The sequence below is a fragment of the Nesterenkonia suensis genome (assembly GCF_054782935.1).
The window spans coordinates 465,292-479,006 of record NZ_BAAGRN010000009.1; the positions used below are offsets into that span (position 1 = coordinate 465,292).

At 69.7% G+C, this 13,715-nt stretch carries 12 protein-coding genes; 9 read left to right on the forward strand and 3 right to left on the reverse strand.

Features of this window, described 5'->3' with window-relative positions; all coding sequences use genetic code 11:
- Nucleotides 1-8: 8 nt before the first annotated feature.
- A complete protein-coding gene (locus ACYVKI_RS11145) occupies nt 9-1,031 on the reverse strand; it encodes an LLM class flavin-dependent oxidoreductase (RefSeq protein ID WP_460690416.1) in 1,023 nt (340 codons plus the stop codon).
- Nucleotides 1,032-1,265: 234 nt separating this feature from the next.
- Here ACYVKI_RS11145 and ACYVKI_RS11150 point away from each other — a divergent pair, with 234 nt between their 5' ends.
- Nucleotides 1,266-2,693, forward strand: a complete 1,428-nt coding sequence (locus tag ACYVKI_RS11150; RefSeq protein WP_460690417.1) for an aminobutyraldehyde dehydrogenase — start codon at nt 1,266-1,268, stop codon at nt 2,691-2,693.
- A gap of 88 nt (nt 2,694-2,781) precedes the next feature.
- Here the strand turns inward: ACYVKI_RS11150 and ACYVKI_RS11155 are convergent, their stop codons facing one another.
- Nucleotides 2,782-3,489 (reverse strand): TetR/AcrR family transcriptional regulator, encoded by a 708-nt coding sequence (locus ACYVKI_RS11155; RefSeq protein WP_460690418.1) that lies wholly within the window; start codon nt 3,487-3,489, stop codon nt 2,782-2,784.
- Nucleotides 3,490-3,656: 167 nt separating this feature from the next.
- Between ACYVKI_RS11155 and ACYVKI_RS11160 the strand changes: the two genes are divergently transcribed.
- The 6 genes from ACYVKI_RS11160 (at nt 3,657) to ACYVKI_RS11185 (ending at nt 10,824) form a co-directional block, all read left to right on the forward strand.
- Nucleotides 3,657-5,063: a flavin monoamine oxidase family protein gene (locus ACYVKI_RS11160; protein WP_460690419.1), complete on the forward strand. Its 1,407-nt coding sequence runs from the start codon at nt 3,657-3,659 to the stop codon at nt 5,061-5,063.
- A 27-nt stretch (nt 5,064-5,090) separates the two neighbouring features.
- Nucleotides 5,091-5,942, forward strand: coding sequence for a universal stress protein (locus ACYVKI_RS11165; protein ID WP_460690420.1), 852 nt, complete (start codon nt 5,091-5,093; stop codon nt 5,940-5,942).
- Between the two features lie 14 nt (nt 5,943-5,956).
- A complete protein-coding gene (locus ACYVKI_RS11170) occupies nt 5,957-7,522 on the forward strand; it encodes an APC family permease (RefSeq protein ID WP_460690421.1) in 1,566 nt (521 codons plus the stop codon).
- A gap of 30 nt (nt 7,523-7,552) precedes the next feature.
- Nucleotides 7,553-8,653, forward strand: a complete 1,101-nt coding sequence (locus ACYVKI_RS11175; protein ID WP_460690422.1) for an agmatine deiminase family protein — start codon at nt 7,553-7,555, stop codon at nt 8,651-8,653.
- Nucleotides 8,650-10,395: an amidase gene (locus tag ACYVKI_RS11180; RefSeq protein ID WP_460690423.1), complete on the forward strand. Its 1,746-nt coding sequence runs from the start codon at nt 8,650-8,652 to the stop codon at nt 10,393-10,395. The genes ACYVKI_RS11175 and ACYVKI_RS11180 overlap by 4 nt, the downstream gene beginning before the upstream one ends.
- 87 nt (nt 10,396-10,482) lie before the next feature.
- Nucleotides 10,483-10,824 carry a hypothetical protein gene (locus tag ACYVKI_RS11185; RefSeq protein WP_460690424.1) on the forward strand — a complete coding sequence of 114 codons (342 nt, stop codon included), beginning with the start codon at nt 10,483-10,485 and terminating at the stop codon, nt 10,822-10,824.
- A gap of 47 nt (nt 10,825-10,871) precedes the next feature.
- Here ACYVKI_RS11185 and ACYVKI_RS11190 read toward each other — a convergent pair whose 3' ends face one another.
- Entirely contained in the window at nt 10,872-12,350 is a 1,479-nt protein-coding gene (locus ACYVKI_RS11190; protein ID WP_460690425.1) for an MFS transporter, read from the reverse strand.
- Between the two features lie 170 nt (nt 12,351-12,520).
- Here ACYVKI_RS11190 and ACYVKI_RS11195 point away from each other — a divergent pair, with 170 nt between their 5' ends.
- On the forward strand, nt 12,521-12,799 hold the full coding sequence (locus ACYVKI_RS11195) for a hypothetical protein (RefSeq protein WP_460690426.1): 279 nt from the start codon (nt 12,521-12,523) through the stop codon (nt 12,797-12,799).
- A 43-nt stretch (nt 12,800-12,842) separates the two neighbouring features.
- On the forward strand, nt 12,843-13,496 hold the full coding sequence (locus tag ACYVKI_RS11200; protein ID WP_460690427.1) for a hypothetical protein: 654 nt from the start codon (nt 12,843-12,845) through the stop codon (nt 13,494-13,496).
- The last annotated feature ends 219 nt before the right edge of the window (nt 13,497-13,715 follow it).

The window sequence follows — 13,715 nt, forward strand, 5'->3', positions numbered from 1 at the left end:
CGCCCTGATCAGCGCCAGCCGAGTTCGGGGGCGACGTGCGTGATGATGGACTCCAACAGATGGGCGTTGTAGTCCACCCCGAGCTGGTTCGGCACCGTGATCAGCAGCGTGTCCGCGGAGGCGATCGCCTCGTCGCGGACCAGCTCCTCGGCCAGCTCATCCGGCTCGCCGATGTAGTTGCGCCCGAAGATCGCCCGGGTTCTCGCATCGAGCATACCGACCTGGTCCTGGGCTTCGCGCTGTCCCAGGAAGTACGCGCGGTCCTGGTCACTGGTGATCGCCACGATGGACCGGCTCACCGAGACCCGCGGGGTGAAACCGTGCTCGTGGGTCTCCCACTCCTGGCGGAAGGCCTCGATCTGCCGCCGTTGCTGGACGTGGAAGGGCTCCCCGGTCTCATCGTCCTTCAGCGTGGAGCTCATCAGATTCATCCCCTGCTGGGCGGCCCAGCGGGCCGTGGCGTCGGAGCCTGCGCCCCACCACAGACGCTCCCGCAGCCCGGGGGAGTGCGGTTCGACCCCCAGCAGTCCGGGTGGATTCGGGAACATCGGCCGCGGATTCGGCTCGGCGAATCCCTCGCCTGTGAGGACCTGCAGCGCCGTCTCCGTGTGCCGGCGGGCCATGTCGGCGTCGGACTCCCCCTCGGCCGGGACATGCCCGAAGTGCCGCCAGCCGTCGATCACCTGCTCGGGGGACCCGCGGGAGATGCCGAGCTGCAGCCGCCCGCCGGAGATCAGGTCCGCAGCCCCGGCGTCCTCGACGAAGTGCATCGGGTTCTCGTAGCGCATGTCGATCACCCCGGTGCCGATCTCGATCCGGCTGGTGCGTGCGCCGATCGCGGCCAACAGCGGGAACGGTGAGGCCAGCTGGCGCGCGAAGTGGTGGACCCGGTAGTACGCGCCGTCGGCGCCGAGCTCCTCGGCGGCGACAGCCAGGTCGATGGACTGCCGCAGCGCGTCCTGGGCTGTCTGCGTCCGCGAATGCGGGGAGGGCGTCCAATGTCCGAAGGACAGGAATCCGATGCTCTTCACACCCGGGGGAACCCGCGACGGTGCCGGGGTATTCCTCCCTGGGAGTGCGCGGGCGGGTTGAGGACGGTGGCACATCCCGGGGCCCGAGCCTGGAGACGTGTTGCGCATCACGTGTCCGAGCCCATAAAATGAATCTAAGTCATTAAAAGAGGGGTGCTCAGGGGAGTCCGCCGGCCAGAGGCCGACCCGCGCCTCGGTGCGGGCATCCCTCATAACGGATCAGGAGGTTCACTGATGGGTGAGCGGTTGGAGAATTTCATCGATGGTCGGTTCGTGCCGGCTCAGGGCGCTGATGTCTTTGAGGTGGTGAACCCGGCTACCCGGGAGCAGGTGGCGGTCTCGCCGATCTCGGGGGCTGCCGATGTCGAGGCCGCTTTCGCCGCGGCCGAGCGCGCCTTCGCTGATTGGAAGCAGGTGACTCCTGCCCATCGGCAGAAGCTGTTGCTGGCGCTGGCTGATGCCCTCGAGGAGCACAGTGATGAGCTGGTGCAGGCTCAGCATCGCAATACCGGGCAGCCGCGGCAGATCATCGCTGAGGAGGAGGTCGCCGCCGGGGCGGATCAGCTGCGTTTCTTCGCCGGGGCGGCGAGGATGCTCGAGGGTCGGGGTGCGGCGGAGTATATGGAGGGTCATACTTCCTATGTGCGGCGGGAGCCGGTGGGGGTGGTTGCCCAGATCGCTCCGTGGAACTTCCCGCTGATGATGGCGATCTGGAAGATCGGCCCGGCGTTGGCGGCGGGGAACACGGTGGTGCTCAAGCCCTCGGAGACCACTCCGGAGTCCACGGTGGTGTTGGCGAGGTTGGCTGGGGAGATCTTCCCGGCCGGGGTGGTCAATGTGGTTCTCGGTGATGGGTCGACCGGGCGGCTGCTCACCGAGCACAGGTCCGCGGCGATGGTGTCGTTGACCGGGTCGGTGCGTGCCGGGGAGGCGGTGGCCTCGCAGGCGGGGTTGAAGCGGACGCATCTGGAGCTGGGTGGGAAGGCTCCGGCGGTGGTCTTCGGTGATGTGGATCTTGCGGCGACGGCGAAGGCGTTGGTGGAGTCGGGGACGTTCAATGCGGGGCAGGACTGCACGGCGGTGACGCGGGTGTTGGTCGAGGAGTCAGCTCATGATGAGTTGGTGGAGCATCTGGTGGCTGCGGCGCAGGCGACCCGGACCGGCAATGTCGATGATGGGTTGAATGATTTTGGGCCGTTGAACAATGCGCGGCATTTCGCGGCGGTGCAGGCGAAGGTCGATGGGCTGCCGGGGCATGCGCAGGTCGTCACTGGGGGTCGTCCGGTGGAGGGTGGTGCGGGGTTCTTCTTTGAGCCGACGATCATCACTGGGGTTGAGCAGTCGGATGCGATCGTGCAGGAGGAGGTCTTCGGGCCGGTGCTGACGGTGCAGTCGTTCTCCTCGGAGCAGGAGGCGCTGGAGTTGGCCAATGGGGTCGAGTATGCGTTGGCTTCGAGTGTGTGGACGGCTGATGGGGCGCGGGCGATGCGGTTCACCCGGGATCTGGACTTCGGGTGTGTGTGGGTCAATACGCATCTGTTGCTGGTCGCTGAGATGCCTCATGGTGGGTTCAAAGCTTCGGGGCATGGGAAGGATCTCTCCGGTTATGCGGTGGAGGAGTACACCCGGGTCAAGCACGTCATGCACGCCATCGAGGCCTGAGAAGCCGCGGGCCTGAGCGAAGGCCCGGCGCACCGGCGCCCCGACGGATGCCATCCGTCGGGGCGCCGGTGCGCCGGGCCGGTGGCGCTCAGTCGCCGGCAGGGTGGGCGGCCACATGTCGCCGCAGCCCGTCGATCAGCGCGTCCAGGGTCAGGGTGAAGGCCCGGTCTGCGGCAGTCCGCGCGTCCCGGACGCGCGCTGATGCGGCCTCTGTGAAGCGCGGGGCCAGGTCGGCCCGCCGCCCCGGGTTGAAGATGTCCGCCGGCGCGGAGGCGTCGTAGGCGGCGCCGAACACCAGGGCCTCAACGCCGACGATCATGTCTACGGCCTCCGGGCCGGGGATTCCGGCGTCCTCCAGGGCTGCGGTGACGCGTTCATACATGCCCAGCGTCTGCGGCGCGTCCGCCACCGGGAGGACGGCCATGATGGGGATCAGTTCGGTGTGGCGGATGTAGCAGTCCCGGTAGGAGATCGCCCAGCGGCGCAGAGCCTCGTCCCACTCCAGGGTGCCGAATCCGCTGGTGTCGATCTGTTCGTTCAGGCGGTCCTGGAGCAGCAGCAGCACATCCTGCTTCGAGGAGACGTGGTTGTACAGCGCCGAGGTGGAGACGCCGAGCTCACGGGCGAGCGAGGCCATCGTCAGGTCCTCGTAGCCGCGGGCGCTGACGATCCGGATGGCGGACGCGGTGATGCCCTCACGGGAGAGGACCGGCGATGAGGGTCGGCCACGGCGTCGCGGTCTGGGCGTCTCCGGCGTCATCAGGGGGTCCTTCATCTCGGCGGCTGAGGGGCGCATGCGGAGGTCTCCGCTGGTCACGGGGCGGTCTCTGCGGGGTCCGTGTCGCGGACGTCGACCCCGTCCCAGTCTATGCACGGGTCGACTCGAGAGGGGGAGGGGGGTTGACAAACGCGGCTCCATACGCGTTAATGAATAGAGTTCATTTATTTGTGAAGGAGAGCACAGTGACAGGCATCCGTTCCGTGGGAAGCACCGAGGTCCTCGACCGTGACGTCGTCGTGGTGGGGGCCGGCCCGGCAGGCCTCAGCGCGGCCCGCCGTCTGCAGAAAGACGGCCACAGCGTGGCGGTCCTGGAGGCTCGGGGCCGCGTCGGCGGCCGCACCTGGTCCCAGGAGATCGACGGCGCATTCCTCGAGATCGGCGGTCAGTGGGTCTCGCCGGACCAGAGCGAGCTGCTCGGCCTGCTCGACGAACTCGGGCTGGAGACCTTCCCCCGGCACCGTGACGGCGCCAACGTCTACCTGGCACCGGACGGCACCCGGCATGAGTTCACCGGAGGCATGTTCCCCGCCGGCGAGCAGACCGTGGCCGAGATGACCCGGATCATCGGCGTCCTCGACCAGCTCGTCGACGAGATCGGCGTGCACGAACCCTGGGCGCACCCGAAGGCCCGCGAGCTCGACACCGTCACCTTCGCCGAGTGGCTGCGCGACCAGACCGAGGACGCCGCGGCCCGCGAGAACATCGCGATCTTCCTGGCCGGTGGCATGCTCACCAAGCCGGACCACTCCTTCTCCGCGCTGCAGGCGGTGCTCATGGCCGCCTCCGCCGGATCGTTCAGCAACCTGGTGGACGAGGACTTCATCCTCGACCGTCGTGTGGTCGGCGGCATGCAGAGCGTCTCCGAGGTGATGGCCGCCCAGCTCGAGCCGGGCACCGTGCACCTCGAGACGCCGGTGCGCACCATCGCCTGGGAGCAGCCGCACGGGGCCACCGTCTGGTCCGACCGGGTGACCGTCCGAGCTCGCCAGGTGGTCGTGGCCGTCCCGCCGAACCTGTACTCCCGCATCAGCTTCGAGCCGCCGCTGCCGCGGCTGCAGCACCAGATGCACCAGCACCAGTCCATGGGCCTGGTCATCAAGGTCCACGCCGTCTACGACCGCCCGTTCTGGCGCGAGGCGGGTCTCTCCGGCACCGGTTTCGGCGCCGCGGAAGTCTGCCAGGAGGTCTACGACAACACCAACCACGGGGACCCGCGCGGCACACTGGTCGCGTTCGTCTCCGACGAGAAGGCCGATGAGATGTTCGCCCTCCCCGAAGAGGAGCGTCGCCGGCGGATCCTTGAGTCCCTGTCTCACTACCTCGGTGAGGAGGCCCTGAGCCCGGAGGTCTACTACGAGTCCGACTTCGGTTCGGAGGAATGGACCCGCGGGGCCTACGCCGCCAGCTTCGACCTCGGAGGACTGAGCCGCTACGGCGCCCACCAGCGGGAGCCCGTCGGCCCCATCCACTGGGCCTGCTCCGACCTGGCCGCCGAAGGCTACCAGCACGTCGACGGAGCCCTGCGCCAGGGGCGTCGCGCCGCCGAGGACGTGCTCGCCACACTGCCGGCTCCGGCCACCACGGTGTGAGTGACGGCCCCTGAGAGAGGACCTCTGATGAGCCCCCACACAGACACCAGCGCTGAGACCGTCGCCGTCACCGAGACGGCGACCCCGCCCGTGGCGACGACTTCCGCCCTGCGGCGCATCCTGGTCGGATACGGCGGTGACGAGCGCAGCCGCGATGCAGTGCGTCTCGGCGTCGCCCTCGCCCGGGCCGCGGGAGCGCACCTGCACCTGCAGCTGATCCTGCGGCAGGACTCCTCCTTCACTCCGGCCTACCCGCCGGTGGGCGACGTCGGCGAGATCATCGCCGATCAGGCGCGCGGCTGGCTCGCCGAGGCCCAGGAGATGATCCCCGACGACGTCGCGCACAGCAGCGCGATCAGCCCCGCCGCCTCAGTGGCCGAAGGGCTGATCGCCGCCGCGCAGGAGCAGGCGGCCGACCTGCTGGTCACCGGCTCCGGAGTGGGGGCCCGTCGGCTCACCACCCATCCCGCCGTCGACGCCCTGCTGCACAGCTCGCCGGTGCCGCTGGCGCTGGCGCCCGCCGGTCACCGCGGCGAGACGCCCGTCGACCACATGCTCGCCGCCGTCTCCCCGGGTCGCAGCGTCCACCAGATCGCCGCCGACGCCGCCGCCTGGGCAGCACAGCTGCAGGTGCCGGTGTCGCAGGTGACCTTTCCGCAGGATGGGGACCCCGCCCGCGCCGTGGCCGCCCACGACTGGCCCGCCGGAGGCCTGCTCATGATGGGATCCTCCCGGCTGGCCGGCCGACGCCGACTCTTCCTGGGCGACACTGCCGCCCGCATCCTCACGCAGCTGCCGATCCCGCTGATCGTCATGCCGCGGCACGACACCCCTGACCACCGGAACGACCACCGGAACCCCGCGGACGCCGTCCGTTGAGGGAGGAGACAGCCATGACCCAGACCCGAACAGGCGCCGCCGCGGGCGTGCGCAGAACCGCCCCCGGGCGACCGGACCACAGGAAGGGCCTCAGCGCGGGCGCGATCGGCGTGCTCGGCGGCGTCGTCATCGGCGTCTCCACGATCGCCCCGGCCTACACCCTCTCGGGGGCGCTGGGGCCCACCGCCTCGGCCGTGGGGGAGCACCTTCCGGCGGTGCTGATCGTCGGGTTCATCCCGATGCTCCTGGTGGCCCTGGGCTACCGTCAGCTCAACCGCGCCATGCCGGACTCGGGCACCACCTTCACCTGGGCCTCCCGGGCCTTCGGGCCCTGGATCGGCTGGATGGGCAGCTGGTGCCTGCTGGCCTCCACCATCCTGGTGCTGTCCAATCTGGCCGGCATCGCGGTGGACTTCTTCTATCTGGCGATCAGCCAGCTCACCGGCCTGGACTGGGTCGCGGACTTGACCCGCAACGTGCCGGTCAACATCCTCACCTGCCTGGCCTTCATGGCAGCCGCCGCCTACATCTCCTACCGAGGGCTGGAGGCCACCAAGGCGTTCCAGTACGTGCTGGTCTCCTTCCAGATGATCGTGCTGGTCTGGTTCTCCGTGGCCGCCTTCCGCCACGTGGCCGGCGGCACCGCCTTCGACGCGACGCACCTGTCCTGGGACTGGTTCAACCCGTTCGGTGTGGAGTCCTTCTCCGCCTTCGCCGCAGGCATCGCCCTGTCGGTGTTCATCTACTGGGGCTGGGACGTCGTGGTGACCATGAACGAGGAGTCCCGCGGGACCACCACCACCCCGGGCAAGGCGGCGGTGCTGACCATCTTGGTCGTCGTCGGGCTCTACACCCTGGTGACCCTGGCGACGCTGTCCTACGCCGGAGTCTCCACCGGGGACTTCGGCCTGGGCAACCCGGGCATCCAGGAGAACGTCTTCGCCGCGCTCGCCGGCCCGGTGATGGGGCCCTTCGCGATCCTCATCTCCCTGGCGGTGCTGTCCTCCTCGGCCTCCTCGCTGCAGTCCACGATGATCTCCCCGGCCCGGACCATGCTCGCCATGGGGCACTACGGCGCGCTGAACGAGAAGTACGCCCGCATCAGCCCGACGCACCAGACCCCGGCCTATGCCACAGTCGTCTCGGTGATCATCGCCTCGGTGTTCTATGCGGTGATGCGGGTGGTCTCCGAGAACGTCCTGTGGGACACCATCACCACTCTGGGCATGATGGTCTGCTTCTACTACGGCGTCACCGCGTTGGCCTGCGTCTGGTACTTCCGTGCCGAGGCCACCGCCTCAGTGGGATCGTTCGTCAACAAGCTGCTGGCCCCGCTGCTGGGCGGCATCCTGCTGCTGATCTTCTTCTTCCAGACCGCCTGGGACTCGATGGACCCGGCCTACGGCTCGGGCTCCGAGATCGGTGGTGTCGGCCTGGTGTTCATCCTGGGCGTGCTGATCTTCGTGCTCGGCGTGGCCGCGATGCTCTACCAGCACCGCCGCAGCCCGGAGTTCTTCCGCCGCCGCTTCGAGACCACCGAGTACCCCACTGAGCACCCCGCTGAGCACCCCACTGACTGACCGCCCTTGCGCAGGACCCTGAGGAGAGACATGGACACCCCCCTCTCGCAGCCGACGACGGCACAGCCGGTCGGCGCCACCACGGAGATGACCGTCATGCCGCCCGAATGGGCGCCGCATGAGCGCACCTGGATGGCCTTCCCCCCGGCCAACGAGACCTTCGGCCCGTACGGCTCGCAGTCCCTGGACCGCGCCCGGCGGGCCTGGTCCCAGGTGGCGCGCACCATCGCCGCCGTCGAACCGGTCACCGTGGTGGCCGACCCGGCGGACGAGCAGACCGCCCGGGAGGCGCTCGGCGAGGTCGCCGACATCGTCACCATCGCCCTCGACGACGCCTGGATGCGTGACATCGGGCTGACCTTCGTCCACACCGCCTCAGGTGCCGTCGCCGGGGTGGACTGGATCTTCAACGGCTGGGGCGACCAGCCCTGGGCCCCCCATGAGCGGGACACCAAGGTCGGAGTGGAGATGGCCGGGCCCGCCGGCGTCGAACGGATCGGCAGCCCGCTGGTCAACGAAGGTGGAGCCTTCCACGTCGACGGCCGCGGCACGGTGCTGCTCACCGAGACCGTCCAGCAGGATCCGGGGCGGAACCCCGCGCTGAGCAGGGAGCAGATCGAGGCGGAGCTGCACGCGAAGCTGGGCACCCGCCACGCCGTCTGGTTCCCCCGCGGTCTCACCCGGGACTACGAGGAGTTCGGCACCCGCGGGCATGTGGACATGTTCGCCTGCTTCACCCCGTCCGGCAGCGTGCTGCTGCACCGGCAGGACGACCCCGCGCACCCGGACCACGAGGTCACCCGCCGGCTGCGCGAGGTCCTGGAGGCGGCCGTCGACGCCGACGGGAACCCGTTCGAGATCATCGACGTCCCCGCTCCACGCACCATCCGCGACGAGGACGGCGAGTTCGTCGACTGGACCTACATCAACCACTATGTCGCCGAGGGCCTGGTGGTGCTGTGCGGCTACGACGACCCCCATGACGCGCAGGCCGCCGAGATCCTGGCCCGGGCCTACCCGGACCACCGGATCCAGCTGGTGGACGCCCGGGACATCCTCTGCTTCGGCGGAGGCATCCACTGCATCACCCAGCAGCAGCCCGCACGCCTTACGGAAGGGGAGACGCGATGACGGCAGCATTCGACGTCGTGGAGGCCACGATCCCGCAGATGCGATCCGCCCTGGAACGCGGCGAGATCACCAGCGAAGAGCTGGTGGGCGCCCATCTGGCCCGCATCGCGGCCTACGACCAGCAGGGGCCCCGGCTCAACGCGGTGCCGGTGCTCAACGAGGACGCGCTCGCCGAGGCGCGGGCCTCTGACGCCCGCCGTGCCCGCGGAGAGTCTCGAGGGCCTCTGGAGGGCATCCCCTACACCGCCAAGGAGAGCTATCAGGCCGCCGGGCTCACCGTGGCCGCCGGGTCGCCGGCCTTCGCCGACCTTCTCGCTCAGAAGGACTCCTTCACCGTGGAACGGCTGCGCGCGGCCGGGGCCGTGCTGATCGGCCTCACCACGATGCCGCCGATGGCCAACGGCGGCATGCAGCGCGGCCTGCGCGGACGGGCGGAGAGCCCTTACAGCGCGGACTGGCTCACCTCCGCTTTCGCCTCCGGGTCCTCCAACGGCTCCGGGACCGCGACGGCGGCCAGTTTCGCGGCCTTCGGGCTGGCGGAGGAGACCTGGTCCTCGGGGCGGGCCCCGGCGTCGAACAACGCGCTGTGCGCCTACACCCCCTCCTGGGGGGTGATCTCCATCCGCGGGAACTGGCCGCTGGTGCCCACCATGGACGTGGTGGTCCCGCACACCCGCACCATGGAGGACATGCTGGAGCTGCTGGACGTCATCGTCGTCGACGACGACCAGACCCGCGGAGACTTCTGGCGCGTCCAGCCCTGGGTGGAGATCCCGAAGGCCTCCGAGCTGCGGCCGGCGAGCTTCACCACGCTGCGCCCGACGGCCCCGGAGGAGGCGTCCGAGGTGCTGCGCGGCCTGCGCATCGGCGCGCCGGGGATGTACCTGGGCCTGGATGACGAGGCCGGCACCGCCGAGCCGGGTCCCGACGGGGTGACCGGTATCGGAGGCTCCACCGGACGCCGCATCGTGCCCCGGCCCAGCGTGCTGCGGCTCTGGGAGCAGGTCCGGCGGGATCTGGAGCGCCACGGCAGCCAGGTGAGCATCACCGACCTGCCGGTGGTCACCAACTATGAGGGGGACCGACCGGGAGCACCGACCATCCGCACCCGCGGGCTCGTGGGGGAGGACTACCTGGATCGGGAGATCCAAGACCTCTCGGCCTGGGCGTGGGACGACTTCCTGCGCGCCAACGGGGACCCGCAGCTGCCGCGGCTGGCCGAGGTGGACGGCGACCAGATCTTCCCTCACCCTCCAGGGGCTCTGCCCGACCGGTACCACGGCTTCGACGACGACATCGCCGCTTACCCGCAGTTCGTCCGGGACAACCCCGATCTGCGTCTTCAGGACATCCCCCATCTGGCCGAGGGCCTCCACGGACTGGTGGGCACCCGGCAGATCGACGTCGAGCAGTGGATGGACCGGCTCGGCCTCGACGTCATCGCCTTCCCTGCGGTGGCCGACGTCGGCCCGGCCGACGCCGACGTCGACCCCGACTCCGCAGAGCTGGCCTGGCGCAACGGCGTCTGGGTGGCCAACGGCAACCTCGTCTGGCGGCATCTGGGGATCCCCACGGTCACAGTGCCGATGGGCACCATGGACGACACGGGAATGCCGGTCGGACTGACCTTCGCCGGACGCGCCCACGATGACGTGAGGCTGCTGCAGATCGCCGCCGCCGTCGAGGCCACCGGACGACGTCGCACCGCACCGCCGAGGACGCCGCGCCTGGACGCTCCGTAGGATGGGTGCCGAGGGGCCATCCCTCAGCCCCTGTCCCGAATGCCTGGTACGAGCGCCTGGTACGAAGGCCTGCCCCGAAGGAGTGAGATGACCGAGCTTCCCGAGACCGCCGCCCGCGCCGAGGGGACCCAGCGGACCACCTGGATGCGTCGCTACACAGTGGACCCTGCTCTGGCCGAGGAATTCGTCGGCTTCCTGCGCGAGGAGGTCTTCCCGGCGCGCGAGGAGCGCGGCTTCACCGTGGAGTCCGTGTGGCTCTCCGCGGACAGCAGTCAGCTGACCTGGTTCGCCAGCCGGTTCGGCACGGCCGAGGAGTTCGCGGAGGCCGAGAAGGCCTGGGAGGAGTCCGAGGAGCGCGCCCGGATCTTCTCCGGCCGGCCGAAGTACGTGCTGGAGAAGGATCTTCGGCAGGTCACCCGACTGCGCTGAGCCCCATGGCACGGTCGTGCTGTGGTCATGCCGTAGTCATGCCGTGGTCATGACTTCATCGCCGCCCGGCGGGCCCGTCGGGCGGCGAACACGGCCCCCACCACGGAGCTCAGCATGCATCCGGCGATGGTCAGCGAGCTCACCAGCATCGCGGTGTGATGGTCGGCCACGGCGGCGATGCTGAAGTACACCCCGGTCACCCCGGCGATGCCCACTGCGGTGAACAGCCGCTGGGAGGTCTGCGCGACGCCGCCGGCGGCGCCGGCCATGCGGTGGGGGACGTCCTGCATGGACAGCGTCTGCGCGCAGGGGATGATCAGCGCCTGCGAGATCCCGTTGAGCGCCAGCGCGGCGCCGATGAGCCACAGCGAGTCCACCCCGGTGCCGATCAGCGCGGTCGCACCGGCCAGCGCGAGCATCGAGAGCACCGAGAGGATCGTGCCGACCAGCAACATCGCCGGGCCGCTGCTCTCCACCCGACGGCCCACCTGGGAGGAGAGCAGCATGACCATCACCGCCGAGGGCAGCGTGACCACCCCGGCGACCAGCGCCCCCTGCCCGAGACCCTGCTGCACGTAGACCGCCACGATCGCCCACACCGCCGGCATCCCCAGGAAGTACAGGGAGAGCACCAGGGTGTTCAGCGTGTAGCTGGGCCAGGTGAACAGGGTCAGGTCCACCATGGGCGCCTGAGGCGACCGGAGTCCGAGGCGTCGCTCCCACAGGGTCCAGAGGCCCATCAGCGTCACTCCGGCGAGGCCGATCGCCACTCCGGCGGCCGAGCGGAACTGGATGAACGGCAGCATGATCAGCACCACGGCCGCGGAGAGCAGCACCACTCCCAGCGGATCCAGCGCACCCAGCCCGCGGCGCCCGGTGACCGGGCCGACGGCGTCGTCATGTCTGGGCAGCCACAGTACGGCGAGGACGAAGGCCAGCAGGGTCAGCGGCACATTGATCAGGAAGGTCAGTCGCCAGCCCACATCCTCACCCGCGACGTCGATGATCAGCCCGCCGATGGCCGGGCCCGCCGCGACCGCCAGACCGATCACCGTGCTCATCAGCCCGTAGGCGCGTCCGCGGGCCGCCCCGCGGAACATCCGCTGGATCATGCCGATGATCTGCGGGGTCAGCAGGCCGGCGCCGATGCCCATCAGCACGCGGGCGATGTTCAGCACCATCGGGGTGGGGGCCAGGGCGCAGAGCAGCGAGGCGGCACCGAAGGAGGCCACCCCCACCAGGAAGAACCGTCGTCGCCCCCACAGGTCCCCGGCCCGGCCCGCCGGCACCAGGACCACGCCGAAGGCCAGCGCATAGCCGGAGAGCACCCACTGCAGGTCCGCGGACCCGGCGCCCAGTCCGCGCTCGATGGCCGGCAGCGCCACGTTGACGATGCTGATGCTCATCAGCGCGGCGAACAACGGCGTGAACAGCGCGATCATCACCCGGCGGCCCGGAGGATCGGGGGGCGCGTCGGCCGATGCGGCGTCCCGGTGGGTGTCATCGTGCGGCGAGAGGGAGGTCACATCGGGGGCAACCGCCCGGACCTGCGAAATCTTCCCCCGGGGCTCGACCCCGCCCTACACTCACGCTCACAGGGCGTACAGCGGCCGAGCAGAGTGGCAGATCACGAGGGCCGATCACGAGGGCCGATCACGAGGGCCGATCACTGTGGCGACGAACAGGGGTGAGGGGCATGCTGACAGCGACGCTGATCCTGAAGGTTCGGGGCGGGATGCTGGTCAAGGAGGAGGAGCATCACGACAACGACGTCGAGGGTTACACCGGCCAGCACCTGATCCGCGGGGAGGAGGGGTTCACCTTCACCGTGGAGCAGTACACCTACTCCCAGCACCGAGAACACGCCGAGATCCAGCTCTCCGAACCGGTCGACGACGAGGGGCTGCATCGCGATCCGCAGCAGGCGCTGCCGCGTTTCGGCTGGGAGCACCACTTGGTGTGGCCGCCGCACTGACGCGATTCGCCGTCCCGGCCCGATCTCGGAGATAATCGGGACCATGAGTTCGCAGCCTCCCCTCGATTCCGGGCCCACCGGCCGCCGTGCCGATGACGCTCTCCGCAGCTTCGGGCGCCGATCCTCCGGCATCACCTTCGCCGTGATGATCACGGTGCTGCTGGTGGCGCTGGTCTTCGCCGCCAACCAGAACGACGTCATCGGGTGGATCATCGCCGCCATCTCCGCCGGCTGGCTGGTGCTGGCCGCCATCCTGGTGCTCTCCGTGCGCCGCGGGGCGCAGAAGGTCGGCCAGACCCTCGACTCCGCCCGTGCCGACGCCGCAGCGCGCCACACACAGGCCGGCGGCGGCACCGCCGTGGTGGACGAGGACACCCACGCGCGGAACATGAAGCTGGACCACTCCTTCAAGATCGTCCAGGTCCAGCGCCGGGTGATCGTCGGCGAGCTCGCCAAGGGCCAGGAGGCTGATCACCAGATGGTCGAGCGCGCCCTGGAGACCATCGAGATGACCGCCACCAACGGCCGGGACATGCTGGCCGAGCACGTCGGCCGCAGCCGCGAACAGCAGGGTCGCGAAGAGCAGGCACCCCAGGAGCAGGGACCCGAGGAGCAGGGACCCGAGGCGCGGGGACGCGAGCACCGCCGCGGCCCCGGGGAGGACGATCGTCCCATCAGCGGCGAGGTCGTCGACTAGACATTCCGATGAGACCCCGACGAGACCCCGACGAGACCCCGACTTGACAGCGCATGCCCGACCGGCGTCCCACGGATCGTCGGTCACCGTCCAGGCGTGCCCGCAGACTTTGGAGAGGACCACCAGTGGCAGACGAGACCAACCCGTTCGGCGAGTTCCCGCACCGCGTCATCGACCCCAAGCCCGAGGGGGTGACTCGGGTGGCCTCGGTGAACGTCA